The 16393-nt window shown below is 73.6% G+C and carries 18 protein-coding genes; 17 read left to right on the top strand and 1 reads right to left on the bottom strand.

From position 1 onward, the window contains the following. The coding region (locus tag C6N75_RS13405; protein WP_146132558.1) for an ACT domain-containing protein at nucleotides 1–751 on the top strand (751 nt) is incomplete at its 5' end. 150 nt (nucleotides 752–901) lie between these two features. Continuing rightward, nucleotides 902–2455 carry a signal recognition particle protein gene (ffh, locus tag C6N75_RS13400; protein ID WP_105869110.1) on the top strand — a complete coding sequence of 518 codons (1554 nt, stop codon included), beginning with the start codon at nucleotides 902–904 and terminating at the stop codon, nucleotides 2453–2455. A 66-nt stretch (nucleotides 2456–2521) separates the two neighbouring features. Here the strand turns inward: ffh and C6N75_RS13395 are convergent, their stop codons facing one another. Further along, complete coding sequence (locus tag C6N75_RS13395; RefSeq protein WP_105869109.1) at nucleotides 2522–3394, bottom strand: methyltransferase domain-containing protein; 873 nt, start codon at nucleotides 3392–3394, stop codon at nucleotides 2522–2524. A 573-nt stretch (nucleotides 3395–3967) separates the two neighbouring features. Between C6N75_RS13395 and C6N75_RS13390 the strand changes: the two genes are divergently transcribed. The 15 genes from C6N75_RS13390 to dprA all read left to right on the top strand — a co-directional run bounded on the left by C6N75_RS13390 (nucleotide 3968) and on the right by dprA (nucleotide 16167). Further along, nucleotides 3968–4561, top strand: coding sequence for a hypothetical protein (locus tag C6N75_RS13390; RefSeq protein ID WP_105869108.1), 594 nt, complete (start codon nucleotides 3968–3970; stop codon nucleotides 4559–4561). Nucleotides 4562–4717: 156 nt separating this feature from the next. Further along, a complete protein-coding gene (gene rpsP / locus C6N75_RS13385) occupies nucleotides 4718–5161 on the top strand; it encodes a 30S ribosomal protein S16 (RefSeq protein WP_105869107.1) in 444 nt (147 codons plus the stop codon). A gap of 2 nt (nucleotides 5162–5163) precedes the next feature. Next, entirely contained in the window at nucleotides 5164–5403 is a 240-nt protein-coding gene (locus C6N75_RS13380; RefSeq protein ID WP_105869106.1) for an RNA-binding protein, read from the top strand. Nucleotides 5404–5514: 111 nt separating this feature from the next. Beyond that, the gene (rimM, locus tag C6N75_RS13375) at nucleotides 5515–6090 is read left to right on the top strand and encodes a ribosome maturation factor RimM (RefSeq protein WP_105869105.1); all 576 of its coding nucleotides are present in this window, start codon (nucleotides 5515–5517) and stop codon (nucleotides 6088–6090) included. Next, the gene (gene trmD / locus C6N75_RS13370) at nucleotides 6087–6908 is read left to right on the top strand and encodes a tRNA (guanosine(37)-N1)-methyltransferase TrmD (RefSeq protein WP_105869104.1); all 822 of its coding nucleotides are present in this window, start codon (nucleotides 6087–6089) and stop codon (nucleotides 6906–6908) included. Before rimM ends, trmD begins: the two co-directional genes overlap by 4 nt. Before the next feature lie 143 nt (nucleotides 6909–7051). After that, the gene (gene rplS / locus C6N75_RS13365; RefSeq protein ID WP_105869103.1) at nucleotides 7052–7402 is read left to right on the top strand and encodes a 50S ribosomal protein L19; all 351 of its coding nucleotides are present in this window, start codon (nucleotides 7052–7054) and stop codon (nucleotides 7400–7402) included. A gap of 94 nt (nucleotides 7403–7496) precedes the next feature. Continuing rightward, entirely contained in the window at nucleotides 7497–8294 is a 798-nt protein-coding gene (gene lepB, locus C6N75_RS13360; RefSeq protein WP_105869102.1) for a signal peptidase I, read from the top strand. Further along, nucleotides 8287–9456, top strand: a complete 1170-nt coding sequence (gene lepB / locus C6N75_RS13355; protein ID WP_146132557.1) for a signal peptidase I — start codon at nucleotides 8287–8289, stop codon at nucleotides 9454–9456. Before lepB (C6N75_RS13360) ends, lepB (C6N75_RS13355) begins: the two co-directional genes overlap by 8 nt. Nucleotides 9457–9586: 130 nt before the next feature. Further along, nucleotides 9587–10288 (top strand): signal peptidase I, encoded by a 702-nt coding sequence (lepB, locus tag C6N75_RS13350; protein ID WP_256104926.1) that lies wholly within the window; start codon nucleotides 9587–9589, stop codon nucleotides 10286–10288. Nucleotides 10289–10690: 402 nt separating this feature from the next. Beyond that, nucleotides 10691–11455 carry a signal peptidase I gene (gene lepB, locus C6N75_RS13345; protein ID WP_105869100.1) on the top strand — a complete coding sequence of 255 codons (765 nt, stop codon included), beginning with the start codon at nucleotides 10691–10693 and terminating at the stop codon, nucleotides 11453–11455. Next, complete coding sequence (locus tag C6N75_RS13340) at nucleotides 11448–11939, top strand: NUDIX hydrolase (RefSeq protein ID WP_105869099.1); 492 nt, start codon at nucleotides 11448–11450, stop codon at nucleotides 11937–11939. Before lepB (C6N75_RS13345) ends, C6N75_RS13340 begins: the two co-directional genes overlap by 8 nt. Nucleotides 11940–11993: 54 nt before the next feature. Next, nucleotides 11994–12302 carry a DUF2469 domain-containing protein gene (locus C6N75_RS13335; RefSeq protein ID WP_003980220.1) on the top strand — a complete coding sequence of 103 codons (309 nt, stop codon included), beginning with the start codon at nucleotides 11994–11996 and terminating at the stop codon, nucleotides 12300–12302. A gap of 172 nt (nucleotides 12303–12474) precedes the next feature. Next, the gene (locus tag C6N75_RS13330; RefSeq protein WP_105869098.1) at nucleotides 12475–12837 is read left to right on the top strand and encodes a YraN family protein; all 363 of its coding nucleotides are present in this window, start codon (nucleotides 12475–12477) and stop codon (nucleotides 12835–12837) included. Nucleotide 12838: 1 nt separating this feature from the next. Next, nucleotides 12839–14449, top strand: a complete 1611-nt coding sequence (locus tag C6N75_RS13325; RefSeq protein ID WP_105869097.1) for a YifB family Mg chelatase-like AAA ATPase — start codon at nucleotides 12839–12841, stop codon at nucleotides 14447–14449. 458 nt (nucleotides 14450–14907) lie between these two features. Continuing rightward, complete coding sequence (gene dprA / locus C6N75_RS13320) at nucleotides 14908–16167, top strand: DNA-processing protein DprA (RefSeq protein ID WP_105869111.1); 1260 nt, start codon at nucleotides 14908–14910, stop codon at nucleotides 16165–16167. The last annotated feature ends 226 nt before the right edge of the window (nucleotides 16168–16393 follow it).

Raw genomic sequence — 16393 nt, 5'->3', positions numbered from 1 at the left:
GTCTGGGAGGCCCTGGAAGCCGAAGGCCTTGTCACCAGGCTGCTGCCCGACTGGGAACGCGTACGCTGCCGCCCCCAGCGCCGCCCAGGAACGCCTCGCCATGGAAGCCCTGCGCACCGGCGAACCCGTCCTCACCCTGCGCACCGACGACCCCGCCGGACCGGACGACGACCCGGAGGCGCCCGAACCCGTCGGCGTCCAGCTCCACATCGCCCTGCCCGACCGGCCCGGCGTACTGCCCGCCGCCGCCGGCGTCCTCGCCCTGCACCGGCTCACCGTCCGCGCCGCCGACCTGCGCGCCGTCGACCTGCCCGGCCCCGCCGAACCCGTCCTGCTGCTGAGCTGGCGGGTCGCCGCCGAGTACGGCTCGCTGCCCGAGGCCGCTCGGCTCCGCGCCGACCTGGTCCGCGCGCTCGACGGCGGCCTCGACATCCGCGCCCGCCTCGCCGAACGCGAAGCCGCCTACCCGCGCCGCCGCGGCGTCAAGGCCCCGCCGCCCCGCGTCACCGTCGCGCCCGCCGGCTCCGCCCTCGCCACCGTCCTGGAGGTCCGCGCCCAGGACGCCCCCGGCCTGCTGCACCGCATCGGCCGCGCCCTGGAGGAGGCCGCGGTACGGGTGCGCAGCGCCCACGTCTCCACCCTCGGCTCGAACGCGGTGGACACGGTGTACGTGACGGGGGAGGACGGCCGCCCCCTGGCCCCCGACCGCGCGGCGGAGGTGGCGCGGGCGGTGGAGAAGGCGCTGGGGTGAGGTCCCGGCACACCCCTCGCCCACCGGAGCGGCTGCGGGGCTGATGGGAACGCGCGGTGGACGGATACCCTGGGGGCGACTGTCCGCCGCCTGTTACCGGCACTGTTCGAAACAGGGGGACCCACCGAGAGCTGAGGACCCGCGACCGCCGTGTTCGATACCCTGTCCGACCGCCTTGCAGCCACATTCAAAAACCTGCGCGGCAAGGGCCGCCTCTCCGAGGCGGACATCGACGCCACCGCCCGCGAGATCCGCATCGCGCTGCTCGAAGCCGACGTGGCCCTGCCCGTGGTGCGGGCGTTCATCAAGCAGATCAAGGAGCGCGCGCTCGGCTCCGAGGTCTCCGGGGCCCTCAATCCCGCGCAGCAGGTCATCAAGATCGTCAACGAGGAGCTGATCGGCATCCTCGGCGGCGAGACCCGCCGCCTGCGGTTCGCCAAGAACCCGCCGACCGTGATCATGCTCGCCGGCCTCCAGGGCGCGGGCAAGACCACCCTCGCCGGCAAGCTCGGCCTCTGGCTCAAGGGCCAGGGCCACGCCCCGCTGCTGGTCGCCTGCGACCTCCAGCGCCCCAACGCGGTCAACCAGCTCTCCGTCGTCGCCGACCGCGCCGGCGTCGGGATCTACGCGCCCGAGCCCGGCAACGGCGTCGGCGACCCGGTCCAGGTCGCCAAGGACTCCATCGAGTACGCCAAGGCCAAGCAGCACGACGTGGTCATCGTCGACACCGCCGGCCGTCTCGGCATCGACCAGGAGCTGATGCGGCAGGCCGCCGACATCCGCGACGCGGTCAGCCCCGACGAGGTGCTGTTCGTCGTCGACGCCATGATCGGCCAGGACGCGGTCAACACCGCCGAGGCGTTCCGCGACGGCGTCGGCTTCGACGGCGTGGTGCTCTCCAAGCTCGACGGCGACGCCCGCGGCGGCGCCGCGCTGTCCATCGCGCACGTCACCGGCAAGAACATCATGTTCGCCTCCAACGGCGAGAAGCTGGACGAGTTCGACGCGTTCCACCCGGACCGCATGGCGTCCCGCATCCTCGGCATGGGCGACGTGCTCTCGCTGATCGAGAAGGCCGAGCAGACCTTCAGCCAGGAAGAGGCCGCCAAGATGGCCTCCAAGCTGGCGAGCAGCAAGGGCAAGGACTTCACCCTGGACGACTTCCTCGCCCAGATGGAGCAGGTCCGCAAGATGGGGTCCATCTCCAAGCTCCTCGGCCTGCTGCCGGGCATGGCCCAGATCAAGGACCAGATCAACAACATCGACGAGCGGGACGTCGACCGCACCGCCGCCATCATCAAGTCGATGACCCCCGGTGAGCGCCAGGACCCGACCATCATCAACGGCTCCCGCCGGGCCCGCATCGCCCGCGGCTCCGGGGTCGACGTCAGCATGGTCAAGAGCCTGGTCGAGCGGTTCTTCGAGGCCCGCAAGATGATGTCCAGGATGGCCAGCGGCGGCGGCATGCCCGGCATGCCCGGCATCCCCGGCATGGGCGGCGGCCCCGGCCGGCAGAAGAAGCAGCAGAAGCAGGCCAAGGGCAAGCGCAAGAGCGGCAACCCGATGAAGCGCAAGGCCGACGAGGCCGCCGAGCAGGCCCGCCGCGAGCAGGCCCAGCAGGGCGGCGGCGCGTTCGGCCTGCCGGCCGGCCAGGACGCCAAGGACTTCCAGCTCCCCGACGAGTTCAAGAAGTTCATGGGCTGAGGCCCGCGGACACGAAGGAGGGGCGCCCACCACCGGTGGGCGCCCCTCCTCGTGGTCTCCGCGGCCTCACGGCGTACGGGCCACCAGGTAGCGGAAGACGTTCGCCATCCACACCGTGCCGTCCGCCCGGACGTGCGGGTGCAGCGCCTCGATGACCTCCTTCTCGACCGTCGCCTGGTCCGAGGCCGCCACCGCCGCGTCGAACAGCCCGGTCGACATCAGCCCGCGCACCGCGCTGCCCATGTCCGCGTACCCGAACGGGCAGGCCACCCGGCCCGAACCGTCCGGCCGCAGCCCGGCCCGCCCGGCGACCTCCTCCAGGTCGTCCCGCAGCGCCGGCCGCCAGGACGTGGCGGTGCGCAGCCGCTCGGTGAGCCGGCCCGCCACCCGCAGCACCGCCGAGGTGGCGCACCGCTCCGGCGGGCCCCAGCCGGTCAGCACCACCGCGCTGCCCCGCTCCGCCATCGGCACCGCCGCGGCCAGCGCCGCCGCCAGCCCGTCGGCTTCCTCGTCCTCCTCCGGTCCGCACCCGCCCACCGGCTGGAACGCGGTGACCAGGTTGTACGCCGGACGGGTGGCGTCTCCCGCCTCGGCCGGGCGGCCGTACAGCAGCTTCGTACCGCCGTGCCGGTGACCGCCGCCGGCCCCCGACTCCGGCAGCAGCCGCTCCCGGGCCAGATCCATCCTGGCGTTGTCGGTGTCCACGCCGGTGACCTGCGCGCCGCGCGCCGCCGCCATCAGCAGGGCCAGCCCCGAGCCGCAGCCGAGACCCAGCAGCCGCGTCCGGGTGCCGACCTCCAGGTGCTGGTAGACCGCTTCGTACAGCGGTACGAGCATCCGCTCCTGGATCTCCGCCCAGTCGCGGGCACGGCCGGGACCGTCCGCCGCGGGAGGAGCCGAAGCCGGGTGGGGGTGGTGCTGGACGAGCATAGGTGTCATCGAAAGCGCCCCAATCCGCCGAAGGTCCGTCTCTGCGTGTCTGCCCATCTGCCCTGATCGGCAGCGATCGGACAGCCCCCCGTGTGCGTGCGCCCGCACTCCCCGTATGCCAGGGAACTGCGCTTCCGCCCCCAAGTCCAGGGGTCGGCGGGCAATGCTTGCGTGCCCCGGTCGTGCGCCCCCGGACCGGCGCGAACCACCTCCCATACTGGGGTGCCTCCGCCGTTCCCGCCACGCCGGCGCCGCACCGCAGGTCGCGGCCCGCTCACCGCCCGTGCACGCCCACGCGCGCCCGCTGCCCCCCGGGGCGCGCGCCCCCGCCGCCGGCCCGCGCGGCCCGCCGCGGGAACTTCCCGGCGCCCCCGAGCACCCGGGGGCGCGCTCCGCCCGCCGGGACCGTCCGGATAGGGTCCCCCTGGCGCCCTGGTCGGACCGGGGGCGGCTGCGCACATCTCCGTACATGTGCGCACAGCGGGTCGTCAGGACGCATCAACGGCAACTGACGGGTACGTGCAAAATATTTGGGATGCCCCGGAATGGAACCCACCGGCTCCCCGGATCGTTGTACACGACGTGAGCACGACACCACCTGTTCTCGCCGCCGAGCTGGCACAGGCGTGGGCCGACATTCAGCGGCACCACCCCGAGCTGCCCGACCTCGCCGCGCCCGAATCCCTGATCGGAGAGTCCTCGTCCGCCTGCGGGTCCGAGCTCTCCTTCGAACGGCTGCTGCACGAGGCAGTCCACGGCATCGCCGCCGCCCGAGGGGTCCGCGACACCTCCCGCGCCGGCCGCTACCACAACCGCAGATTCCTGGCGATCGCCGAGGAGATGGGCCTGGACCACCCCGAGGAGCCGCACGCCAGCAGCGGCTTCTCGCTGGTCACGCTCAGCCCCGACGCCAAGCGCCGCTACCGCCCGACCATCGAGCGGCTCCAGCGGGCGCTGAAGGCGCACACCGCCGCCACCGCCGGGGACACCAAGCGCTCCTTCCGGGGCCCGGCCGCCCGGCACGGCTCCTCCGGCGGCGGGGTGCGCGTCAAGGCCGTCTGCGACTGCGGTCGCAACGTCCGCGTCGTGCCCTCCGTGCTCGCCCAGGCGCCCATCGTCTGCGGCGGCTGCGGCAAGCCCTTCCGCATCCCGGAAGCGGTGGGCGCGGCAAGCTGACCTCGCACGGTGTGGCACAATGGCGAGCTGTACTCGACAGTCGAACAGGACCCCTCTCTCCTCCGGCTGACGCGTCCATCGGGCACTCGGGTACCACAACCCCACGTGGCAACTCGCCCGTGCCCACCCACGTCAAGACCAGGAGACACCACACCCGTGGCAGTCAAGATCAAGCTGAAGCGTCTGGGCAAGATCCGTTCGCCTCACTACCGCATCGTCGTCGCCGACTCCCGTACCCGCCGTGACGGCCGGGCCATCGAGGAGATCGGCCTGTACCACCCGGTGCAGAACCCGTCGCGCATCGAGGTCGACTCGGAGCGCGCGCAGTACTGGCTGTCCGTCGGCGCCCAGCCGACCGAGCCGGTCCTCGCCATCCTGAAGCTCACCGGCGACTGGCAGAAGGCCAAGGGCCTGCCCGCCCCGGAGAAGCCGCTGCTCCCGCCGGCCACCAAGGAGGACAAGCGCGCGTCCTTCGAGGCGTTCGCCAAGGCCATCGAGGGCGACGACAACAAGGGTGAGGCCATCACCCCGAAGGCCAAGAAGGCCGACAAGAAGGCGGACGAGGCCGAGGCCGCGCCCGCCGAGTCGACCGAGGCCTGAGCATGCTCGAGGAGGCTCTCGAGCACCTCGTGAAGGGCATCGTCGACAACCCCGACGACGTGCAGGTCGCCTCGCGCAACCTGCGTCGCGGACGCGTGCTGGAGGTCCGGGTCCACCCCGACGACCTCGGCAAGGTGATCGGCCGCAACGGCCGCACCGCGCGCGCCCTGCGGACCGTCGTGGGCGCCCTCGGCGGCCGCGGCATCCGCGTCGACCTGGTCGACGTGGACCACGTCCGCTGAGCAGTTGAACACCGGCTCGGGCCGGGGAGGGCTACGGCCCGCCCCGGCCCGCAGTCGTACCCGTCCCCGAGCGTCTCGGGAGACCGAGGAAACGAAGGAAAGGCAGCAGGAGTGCAGCTCGTAGTCGCGCGGATCGGCCGCGCCCACGGGATCAAGGGCGAGGTCACCGTGGAGGTGCGGACCGACGAGCCGGAACTGCGGCTCGCCCCCGGGGCCGTGCTCGCCACCGATCCGGCCGCCACCGGCCCGCTCACCATCGAGACCGGCCGCGTCCACAGCGGACGCCTGCTGCTGCGCTTCGCCGGCGTCAGCGACCGCACCGGCGCCGAGGCGCTGCGCAACACCCTGCTGATCGCCGACGTCGACCCCGACGAACGCCCCGAGGACGACGACGAGTTCTACGACCACCAGCTCATCGACCTGGACGTGGTGCTCGCCGACGGCACCGAGGTGGGCCGGATCACCGAGATCTCCCACCTGCCCTCGCAGGACCTGTTCGTGGTCGAACGGGCCGACGGCACCGAGGTGATGATCCCGTTCGTCGAGGAGATCGTCGCCGACATCGACCTGGAGCGGCAGCGCGCCGTCATCACCCCGCCGCCCGGCCTGATCGACGACCGCGCCGAGATCGCCTCCGCCCGCGGGGAGTCGGAAGCGGACGGCCCCGCGGAGGACGGGCAGCGATGAGGCTCGACGTCGTCACGATCTTCCCCGAGTACCTGGAGCCGCTGAACGTCTCGCTCGTCGGCAAGGCCCGCGCCCGCGGCAGCCTCGACGTCCGCGTGCACGACCTGCGGCAGTGGACCTACGACCGGCACAACACCGTCGACGACACCCCGTACGGCGGCGGCCCCGGCATGGTCATGAAGACCGAGCCCTGGGGCGACGCCCTGGACGACGTCCTGGCCGACGGCTACGACAGCGGCGCCCACGGGCCCGCGCTCGTCGTCCCCACCCCCAGCGGCCGGCCCTTCACGCAGGAACTCGCCGTCGAACTGTCCGCACGGCCCTGGCTGGTCTTCACCCCCGCCCGCTACGAGGGCATCGACCGCCGCGTCACCGACGAGTACGCCACCCGCATGCCCGTCTACGAGGTCTCCATCGGCGACTACGTGCTCGCCGGCGGCGAGGCCGCCGTCCTCGTCGTCACCGAGGCCGTGGCCCGGCTGCTGCCCGGGGTCCTCGGCAACGCCGAGTCCCACCGCGACGACTCCTTCGCCCCCGGCCCGATGGCCAACCTCCTCGAAGGCCCCGTCTACACCAAGCCGCCCACCTGGCGCGGACACGGCATCCCCGACGTGCTGCTCAGCGGCCACCACGGCAGGATCGCCCGGTGGCGGCGCGACGAGGCCCTGCGGCGCACCGCCGCCAACCGGCCCGACCTGCTGGAGCGCTGCGAGGCCTCCGCGTACGACAAGAAGGACCGCGAGACCCTGTCCATCCTCGGCTGGTCCCCGGAGCCCGGCGGCCGATTTTGGCGCAGGCCCAAGGCCGTGGAAGAATAAGCGGCTGTTGTGCGTCCGGCGGCGCGCCCCTGCCACAGGGGGACACGACGCCCGTCCGACGCGGACAACTCCCTGACGATGATCGCCCCGCGATCACGACGTACCGCTGATGACCTGTGGCATCAGCGAGGAAGCAGACACACATGTCCCACCTGCTCGACTCCGTCGACGCCGCGTCGCTGCGCTCGGACGTCCCCGCGTTCCGCCCCGGCGACACCGTCAACGTGCACGTCCGCGTGATCGAGGGCAACCGCTCCCGTATCCAGCAGTTCAAGGGTGTCGTCATCCGCCGCCAGGGCGCGGGCGTCCGCGAGACCTTCACGGTCCGCAAGGTCTCCTTCTCCGTCGGCGTCGAGCGCACCTTCCCGGTGCACAGCCCGATCTTCGAGAAGATCGAGCTGGTGACCCGCGGTGACGTCCGCCGCGCCAAGCTGTACTACCTCCGCGAGCTGCGCGGCAAGGCCGCGAAGATCAAGGAGAAGCGCGACAACTGAGCCTGACGGCTCCCGTTCCCGCCTCCGCCCGGGGACCGCGTCCGCGCGGTCCTCACAGCGGTGTTACGGCCGGGCCGGATAGCATCGGGCCCCGATGGACACCGCAGCAGAGCACACCGAGCGCGACCGCCCCTCCGCAAGCGAGGAGCGGTCGCGCTCGGCGCGTTCCGGCCCCGGCGCCGCCGAGACCGAGGAGCCGGGCGGCGCTCCCGGTGGCGGACCCGTCGCCGGGTGGCGGCGGCCGGCGCTGATCGGAGTGGTGTGCGCCGCCGTACTGCTCGGCGTGAGCCACTTCCTGGTCCAGCCGTTCCAGATCCCCAGCGGCTCGATGCAGCCGACGCTGCGGGTCGGCGACCGGGTGCTGGTCGACAAGCTGGCGTACGGCTCCGACGCCCCGCCCCGCCGCGGGGACGTCGTCGTCTTCGACGGCACCGGCTCCTTCCTCCGCGAGCCCCCGCCGGAGAACCCGGTCACCGGGCTGCTGCACGGCGCCGCCGCGGCCCTCGGGCTCGCCGAGCCCGCCGAGACCGACTTCGTCAAGCGGGTCGTCGGCGTCGGCGGCGACCGCGTCACCTGCTGCGACGGCGGCGGCCGACTGACCGTGAACGGCGCCCCGGTCACCGAGGGCTACCTCTTCCCCGGCGACCAGCCGTCCCGGGTGCCCTTCGACATCGTCGTCCCCGACGGCTCCCTGTGGGTCATGGGCGACCACCGCGGCCAGTCCCGCGACTCCCGCGACCACCTCGGCGAGCCGGGCGGCGGCGCCGTCCCGGTGGACAAGGTCATCGGCCGCGCGAAGTGGATCGGCTGGCCGCTGGGCCGCTGGTCCTCCGTACCGTCCACGGACGCCTTCGCCGGCGTCCCCGATCCGGCCGGGCCCGGGCATGGGTAGCCGCGGCCGGGGCCGGGAGCGCGGCCGCCGGGCCGCCGACACCCGGCTGCCCACCGGCACCCGGCCCGTCGACGGCTCGCGTCCCGAGGACGGCGGGCGGGCCGTGCGCGGCCGCGCCGAGCGCCGCAAGCTCGCCCGGAAAGTGAAGCGGCGGCGCCGCCGCTCCGCGGTCAAGGAGATCCCGCTGCTGGCCGGCGCGGCGCTGGTGATCGCGTTCGTGCTGAAGACCTTCCTGGTGCAGGCCTTCGTCATCCCGTCCGGCTCCATGGAGCAGACCATCCGGATCGACGACCGGGTGCTGGTGGACAAGCTCACCCCCTGGTTCGGCTCCCGGCCGGAGCGCGGCGACGTGGTGGTCTTCCGCGACCCGGGCGGCTGGCTCCAGGACGAGCGGACCCCGCCGGAGCAGGACCCGGTGGTGGTCCGGCAGGTCAAGGACGGGCTCGGGCTGATCGGGCTGCTGCCGTCCGACGACGAGAAGGACCTGATCAAACGGGTCGTCGCGGTCGGCGGGGACACCGTCGCCTGCTGCGGCGAGGACGGCCGGGTCACCGTCAACGGCCGACCCGTCACCGAGCCCTACGTCAACCCCGGCGACGCCCCCTCCACCCTGTCCTTCGAGGTCACCGTCCCCGAGGGGCGGATCTTCGTGCTCGGCGACCACCGGTCGGCCTCCGCGGACTCCCGCTTCCACCTGGACGAGCCGTTCGACGGGACGGTGTCGGAGGAGGACGTCGTCGGCCGGGCGGTGGTCATCGCGTGGCCGTTCTCGCACTGGCGCAGACTGGAGGAGCAGGACGCCTTCGCCTCGGTGCCGGACCCGCCGGGCGGGACGGCCGCGGGCCCCGGCCCGTCGCATAGTGTGTCTTCGCGGAATCCGAACGGATCGACCGTACTCCCGACCCCTGCGGAACTCCCGCTCGTTATGGGAGTGGTGGGCCTGCCCCTGCTGTGGGGCCGGCGGTTGCACGGATTGAGGAGTGGATGTGGGGGACTTGGCGGTAGGCGCACGTTCCGGACACGACGAGCCCGAGGAGCGGCCGCAGCGGTCCGGAGGGCCCTTCCCGTTCGGTTCTCCAGGGTCGACGGGCGCCGCGGGCTCCGCGGGCGCCGAAGGGCAGCCCGGTCAGCCCGTCGGCGACCCCCCGGCGGCCGGCGGTGACGCGGGCCGCGGCGGCACCCCGCACGACGGCGACCGCGACGACGGCGCGGACGGCCCCGGCGGCGCGGGCGGCCGCAAGAAGCAGCGCTCCTTCTGGAAGGAGCTGCCGCTGCTGATCGGCATCGCCCTGGTGCTGGCCCTGCTGATCAAGACCTTCCTGGTGCAGGCGTTCTCCATCCCGTCCGACTCGATGATGAACACCCTGCAGCGCGGCGACCGGGTCCTGGTCGACAAGCTCACCCCGTGGTTCGGCTCCGAGCCCGAGCGCGGCGAGGTCGTCGTCTTCAACGACCCGGGCGGCTGGCTGGAGAGCCAGTCCGTGCCCGAGCCCAACGCCTTGCAGACGGTCCTCAGCGCCATCGGCCTGATGCCGTCCGCCAAGGAGCAGGACCTGATCAAGCGGGTCATCGCGGTCGGCGGCGACACGGTGAGCTGCAAGCGCGGCGGCAAGGTCGTCGTCAACGGCAAGCCGCTGGACGAGACCTCGTACATCTACCCCGGCTCCACGCCATGCGACGACCAGCCGTTCGGCCCGATCAAGGTGCCCGAGGGCCGGATCTGGGTGATGGGCGACAACCGCCAGAACTCGCTGGACTCCCGCTACCACCAGGAGCTCCCGGGCAAGGGCACGGTCGCCGTCGACAAGGTCGTCGGCCGCGCCATCGTGGTCGCCTGGCCGGTCACCCGCTGGGCCACCCTCCCGGTGCCGTCCACCTTCGACCAGCCGGGCCTCGCCGCGGCGGCCGCCGCCGCGACCGGACCGGGCGCGCTCGGCCTGGCCGGAGCGGTGCCGATCGTGCTGTGGCGCAGGAAGCGCCGCCGTACGAGCTGAGCCGAGCCGCCTCCCCCGGGGCCCGTCCACCGCGCGTGGGGCGGGCCCCGCGGTCTTCTCCCAGAATCCGTCCCGTAACCAGTCCCGGAGTTACTCCCGGGGTTTCTCCCGACTTCTCCCGACTTCTCCCGAGGTCTCCGGGATTCTGCCGGGTTTTCCTCCCCGCCGGGCATGGCCCGCCCCGGAGCGCCCCGGCCCTGGCCCGGAGTCAGGACGGGCGTACCGCCGGGTAGGGGTGCGCGGGTAAGGTGCCGTCGCAGACCGTCGTCCGCTGTCCGTACGGGCGGGGGCGGCCGCCGCACCATGTCGTTCGCCCTCTTACGGGCGGAGGCGGCCGTCGCACCATGTCGTCCGCTCTCCGTACGGGGCGGAGGGCCCGGTTCCGAGTCAGGGGAGCGCTCGATGAGCGAGAAGACCGTACGCGCGGCCCGTGGCCCCGGCCGCCTCGCCGGGGTCCTGTCCGGACTGGCCGTCGCCGTCGGCTGCATGCTCTTCCTCGGCGGCTTCGCCTGGGGTGCCTTCGTCTACCAGCCGTACACCGTCCCCACCGACTCCATGTCGCCGACCGTCGCCTCCGGCGACCGGGTCCTGGCCCAGCGCATCGACGGCGCCGAGGTGCGCCGGGGCGACGTGGTCGTCTTCACCGACACCGCGTGGGGCGACGTCCCGATGGTCAAGCGGGTCGTCGGGGTCGGCGGCGACACCGTGGCCTGCTGCGACAAGGACAACCGGCTCACCATCAACGGCGCACCGGTCGACGAACCGTATCTGCGCTCGGACGAGGTCGCCTCGCCGTCCGAGTTCAGCGCCACCGTCCCCGAGGGGAAGCTGTTCCTGCTCGGCGACGAGCGGATGGGCTCCCAGGACTCGCGCGTCCATCTCCAGGACGCCGGCCACGGCGCGGTGCCCCGCTCCGCCGTGCACGGCCGGGTGGATGCCGTGGCCTGGCCGCTCGGCTCCATGGTGGAGCGTCCCCGGGCCTTCGCCGCGCTGCCCGGCGGGGTGTCCGAGCCCGGCCCGGTGCTGCCCGCGACGGCCTCGGTCGCCGTGGGGGCGCTGCTCATCCTCGCCGGCGCGGCCCTCCCGCCGCTCGCTCGCCTGTTCACCGGACGCCGCGGCTCCGGCGGGCGGTCCGGCGTACCATCGCAGGCCCGCGCCGATGCCTGAGGCGGTACGCCGGGTGGCCCGGGTGGTGCTGCTCGACCCCGACGACCGGGTCCTGCTGCTGCACGGCCACGAGCCGGACGATCCGGCCCGCGACTGGTGGTTCACCCCCGGCGGCGGCGTGGAAGGCGACGAGACGCGTGAGCAGGCGGCCGTGCGCGAGCTGGCCGAGGAGACCGGTCTGACCGGCGTACGGCTCGGCCCGGTGCTCTGGCAGCGGATCTGCTCCTTCCCGTTCGCCGGCGAGCGCTGGAACCAGGACGAGTGGTACTACCTGGCCCGCACCGACCGCACCGAGGTGGCGCTCGGCGGCGCGCTCACCGAGCTGGAGACCCGCAGTGTCGCGGGGCTGAGATGGTGGACCTCCGCCGAACTGTCATCGACGCGTGAGACGGTGTACCCGACACGACTCGCCGGGCTGCTGCGCGCGCTGCTCGACGAGGGACCCCCGCCGAGGCCGGTGGTCCTGCCCCCGGACATCGTCTAGGGGCGCGGACCCTGGCGCACAATGGGGGCACGCACGGCTGAAGGGGAACATGCCATGAGCGCCGAGGACCTCGAAAAGTACGAGACCGAGATGGAGCTGAAGCTCTACCGGGAGTACCGAGACGTCGTCGGGCTGTTCAAGTACGTGATCGAGACCGAACGCCGGTTCTACCTGACCAACGACTACGAGATGCAGGTGCACTCGGTCCAGGGCGAGGTCTTCTTCGAGGTCTCGATGGCCGACGCCTGGGTCTGGGACATGTACCGGCCCGCCCGGTTCGTCAAGCAGGTACGCGTACTGACCTTCAAGGACGTCAACATCGAGGAGCTCAACAAGAGCGACCTCGACCTGCCCGGCAGCTGACCAGCGCGTGAGCCCCTGACCGGGCGGCCGCCGGCCCGGTCAGAACGTCAACTCGCCGGATCGCCGTTTCACCGCCACGGATGACGCCGATATCCACAATCGGCCCCTTGTCCACCAAGATCCACATCTCCTCCACCCCTCCGTCACAGTCAGTGACGGAGGTGGTGCAGAGATGACAAGAACCCGCGCCCTGGGACGGTACGGCGAAGAGCTCGCCGCCCGCCGGCTCACCGAATCGGGCATGACCACACTCGCCCGCAACTGGCGCTGCGGCCGCACCGGAGAGATCGACATCGTCGCCCGCGACGGCGACACCCTCGTCTTCTGCGAGGTCAAGACCCGCAGGGACACCCGGTACGAACACCCGCTCGCCGCCCTCACCCCCACCAAGGCCGACCGGCTCAGACGGCTCGCGGCCTGCTGGCTCGACCGGCACGGCGGACCCCCGCCCGGCGGCGTGCGCATCGACGCCGTCGGCGTCCTGCTGCCCCGCCGCGGCGCACCCGTCGTCCACCACGTGCCGGGGGTGCTCTGACATGGGATTCGCCCGTGCCTGCTCCGTCGCCCTGGTCGGCGTCGACGGCGTCGTCGTCGAAGTACAAGCCGACCTGGAACCAGGCGTCCCCACCTTCACCCTCGTCGGCCTGCCCGACAAGAGCCTCGTGGAAAGCCGCGACCGCGTCCGGGCCGCCATCGTCAACTCCGGCGCCGAATGGCCGCAGAAGAAGCTCACCGTCGGCCTCAGCCCCGCCTCCGTGCCCAAGAGCGGCTCCGGCTTCGACCTCGCCGTCGCCGCCGCCGTCCTCGGAGCCGCCGAACGCCTCGACCCCCGAACCGTCGCCGACCTCGTCCTCATCGGCGAACTCGGCCTCGACGGCCGCGTCCGGCCCGTCCACGGCATCCTGCCCGCCGTCCTCGCCGCCGCCGAAGCCGGCTACCGGCAGATCGTCGTACCCGAGCAGACCGCCGCCGAAGCCGCACTCGTCCCCGGCGTCTCCGTCCTCGGCATCCGCACCCTGCGCCAGCTCATCGCCGTCCTCAACGACGAACCCGTCCCCGACGAAGAACCCGACCAGACCGGCCGGCCCGACGCCGCGCTCTCCGGACTCCTCGTCCCCGGCGCCGGCATCGGAACCGGAATCGCCCCCGCCCCCGGCGAAGGCCCCGACCTCGCCGACGTCGCCGGCCAGCACACCGCCCGCACCGCCCTGGAGACCGCCGCCGCCGGCGGCCACCACCTGCTCCTCACCGGCCCACCCGGAGCCGGCAAGACCATGCTCGCCGAACGGCTCCCCGCCGTACTGCCGCCCCTCACCCGCGCCGAAGCACTGGAGGTCACCGCCGTCCACTCCGTCGCCGGCATCCTCCCGCCCGGCGAACCCCTGCTCCAGCGGCCGCCGTACTGCGCCCCGCACCACTCGGCGACCATGCAGTCCCTCGTCGGCGGCGGCAACGGCACCCCCCGCCCCGGAGCCGTCTCCCTGGCCCACCGAGGCGTGCTCTTCCTGGACGAAGCCCCCGAGTTCTCCGGCAAAGCCCTCGACGCCCTGCGCCAGCCCCTGGAATCCGGCCATGTCGTCGTCGCCCGCAGCGCCGGCGTCGTACGGCTGCCCGCCCGCTTCCTCCTGGTGCTCGCCGCCAACCCCTGCCCCTGCGGCCGGCACAGCCTCCTCGGCGACGCGTGCGAATGCCCCGCCTCCGCCGTCCGCCGCTACCAGGCCCGGCTCTCCGGCCCGCTGCTCGACCGGGTCGACCTCCGCGTCACCGTCGAACCGGTCGACCGCGCCGACCTCCTCGGCCAGGGCGGACGCGGCGAACCGACCGCCGCCGTCGCCGACCGGGTGCGCGCAGCCCGAGACCGCGCGGCCACCCGGCTCGCCGGCACCCCCTGGCGACTCAACGCCGAAGTACCCGGCCACGAACTGCGCACCCGCTGGCACGCCGCCCCCGGCGCACTCGCCACCGCCGAACGCGACCTGCAACGCGGCCTCCTCACCGCCCGCGGACTCGACCGCGTCCTCCGCGTCGCCTGGACCCTCGCCGACCTCGCCGGCCACGACCGCCCCGGCCCCGACGAAGTCAACCGCGCCCTCGAACTACGCACCGGCGTCCCCCGCGGCACCCCGGTGACGGGAGAGTTCCGATGAACGCACACCACGGCCCTCGCCGGCCCGACACACCCCGCCCACCCGCCGCCGCACCCGACACGGACGACCACCAGTACCGGCTGCCGCTCGGGCCGCCGGACGAAAGCCACGAGGACGCCCCCACCCCGGGCGCCCCGTCACCAGGTTCCGCTGTGATGGGAGGTGTCTCGGGGCCAGGCGGCCCGACATCAGGCGGCGGCCCGGCACCAGGCGGCCCCGCACCGGGCGGCCCCGCACCGGGCAGCCCTGCACCGGGCAGCCCTGCACTAGGCGGTTCCGCGCTGGGCAGCCCTACATCGGGCGGCCCTGCGTCGGTCGCCGGGCAGACCGCACCGACGGACCGGCCCACCGGATCAGCCGCGTCGCCGCCGCCGGCATCCTCGCTGATCGGAACTGCCGCGTCGCCGCCGGCGCCCGGGCCCACCGACCCTGCCGTGCCGCCGCCGCCGGCGTCCGGGATGCAGGGCCCTGCGGCATCCCGGCGGCCCTCGGCCACCGAGCTGCCGCGAAGCCTTGCACCCACCACAGCCCCGCCCCACCACCCCGGCGCGGCGAGACCGCAGGAGCGATGGGCGCGCGCAGCCCTCACCCGCGTCCTCGAACCCGGAGACGAACAGGCCGGCCGGTGGCTGGCCGACCTCGGCCCCGTCGACCTCATGCGGCGGCTGACCGAGGCCCCCCACCGGCACACCACCGACCTCCTCCCCGGAGCCACCCCCGACCGCATGGCCGCCCTCCGCACCCGAGCCCGACAGGCCGACCCCGCGCACGACCTCACCACCGCCGCGTCCATCGGCGCACGATTCGTCATCCCCGGTGACGCCGAATGGCCCAGCCAACTCGACGACCTCGACACCGCCCGCCCGCTCGGCCTGTGGGTACGAGGCGCGCCCAACCTCCGCCACTGGGCGCTGCGCTCCGTCGCCGTCGTCGGAGCCCGCAACTGCACCCCCTACGGCGCCCACACCGCCACCAACCTCGCCGCCGGCCTCGCCGAACGAGGCTGGGTCGTCGTCTCCGGAGCCGCCTACGGCGTCGACGGCGCCGCCCACCGGGGCGCCCTCGCCACCGGCGGGGCCACCGTCGCCATCCTCGCCTGCGGCGCCGACGTCGCCTACCCCCGAGGGCACGCCGGACTGCTCGGCCGGATCATGCGCCAAGGACTGGTCGTCGGCGAACTGCCACCCGGCTCCCACCCCACCCGCAGCCGCTTCGTCCTGCGCAACCGCGTCATCGCCGCCCTCACCCGCGGCACCGTCGTCATCGAGGCCGCACACCGCAGCGGCTCCCTGGTGACCGCCCGCGCCGCACAGCGCATCGGCCGCCACACCATGGGCATCCCCGGCCCGGTCACCAGCGGCGCCTCCGCCGGTGTGCACGAACTGCTGCGCGGCGGCGCGGTGCTCGTCACCGACGCCTCCGACGTCGTCGAACTCGTCGGAGCCATGGGCGACGACCTCGCCCCCGAACGGCGAGGCCCCACCCTGCCCCGGGACCTCCTCGCCGGCGAGACCGCCCGGCTGCTCGAAGCCATGCCCGGCCGGAGCACCGACACCACGGCCGTCACTCTCGCGGACCGCGTCGGGACGTCCGTTGACGCCGCGCTCGCCCGGCTGTACGAACTCCACTCCCTCGGGTTCGTCGAACGGCACGGCGACCGCTGGCGACTCGCCGCATCCGCCGCCCCGCCCGGCGAAACTCGGCGAGGCGGTGCTTGACCAGGGGCATTCGGGTGACAGGCTGCCCCTGATGACCTTCGCACCCCACCCGGAGGCTTCCGGCCGACCGGCCCGCGCCCGGACCGCCCCCGCGGCCCCATTCGAAGATGCGGCCGACGGCACACCTGCCCGTGCTCCCGAACCGTTGCCTTCGCGCAACGCAATCCCGCTGTCACGCTACGCTCACAGCGGCTTCCTCATCGTCCGGCCGCCACCCGGCCCCCTC

The sequence above is a fragment of the Streptomyces solincola genome, assembly GCF_002982015.1.
GTDB lineage: Bacteria > Actinomycetota > Actinomycetes > Streptomycetales > Streptomycetaceae > Streptomyces > Streptomyces solincola.
Note: the sequence above shows the minus strand (reverse complement) of the source record. Positions and strands in the feature narration are given on the sequence as shown.

Excerpts from the sequence above, each read along its gene's own strand:
- C6N75_RS13395 (WP_105869109.1), bottom strand. The coding sequence starts at position 3,394 with ATGACACCTATGCTCGTCCAGCACCACCCCCACCCGGCTTCGGCTCCT.
- C6N75_RS13380 (WP_105869106.1), top strand. The coding sequence starts at position 5,164 with ATGCTCGAGGAGGCTCTCGAGCACCTCGTGAAGGGCATCGTCGACAAC.
- trmD (WP_105869104.1), top strand. The coding sequence starts at position 6,087 with ATGAGGCTCGACGTCGTCACGATCTTCCCCGAGTACCTGGAGCCGCTG.
- rplS (WP_105869103.1), top strand. The coding sequence starts at position 7,052 with ATGTCCCACCTGCTCGACTCCGTCGACGCCGCGTCGCTGCGCTCGGAC.
- lepB (WP_105869102.1), top strand. The coding sequence starts at position 7,497 with ATGGACACCGCAGCAGAGCACACCGAGCGCGACCGCCCCTCCGCAAGC.
- lepB (WP_146132557.1), top strand. The coding sequence starts at position 8,287 with ATGGGTAGCCGCGGCCGGGGCCGGGAGCGCGGCCGCCGGGCCGCCGAC.
- lepB (WP_105869100.1), top strand. The coding sequence starts at position 10,691 with ATGAGCGAGAAGACCGTACGCGCGGCCCGTGGCCCCGGCCGCCTCGCC.
- C6N75_RS13340 (WP_105869099.1), top strand. The coding sequence starts at position 11,448 with ATGCCTGAGGCGGTACGCCGGGTGGCCCGGGTGGTGCTGCTCGACCCC.
- C6N75_RS13335 (WP_003980220.1), top strand. The coding sequence starts at position 11,994 with ATGAGCGCCGAGGACCTCGAAAAGTACGAGACCGAGATGGAGCTGAAG.
- C6N75_RS13330 (WP_105869098.1), top strand. The coding sequence starts at position 12,475 with ATGACAAGAACCCGCGCCCTGGGACGGTACGGCGAAGAGCTCGCCGCC.
- C6N75_RS13325 (WP_105869097.1), top strand. The coding sequence starts at position 12,839 with ATGGGATTCGCCCGTGCCTGCTCCGTCGCCCTGGTCGGCGTCGACGGC.
- dprA (WP_105869111.1), top strand. The coding sequence starts at position 14,908 with ATGCAGGGCCCTGCGGCATCCCGGCGGCCCTCGGCCACCGAGCTGCCG.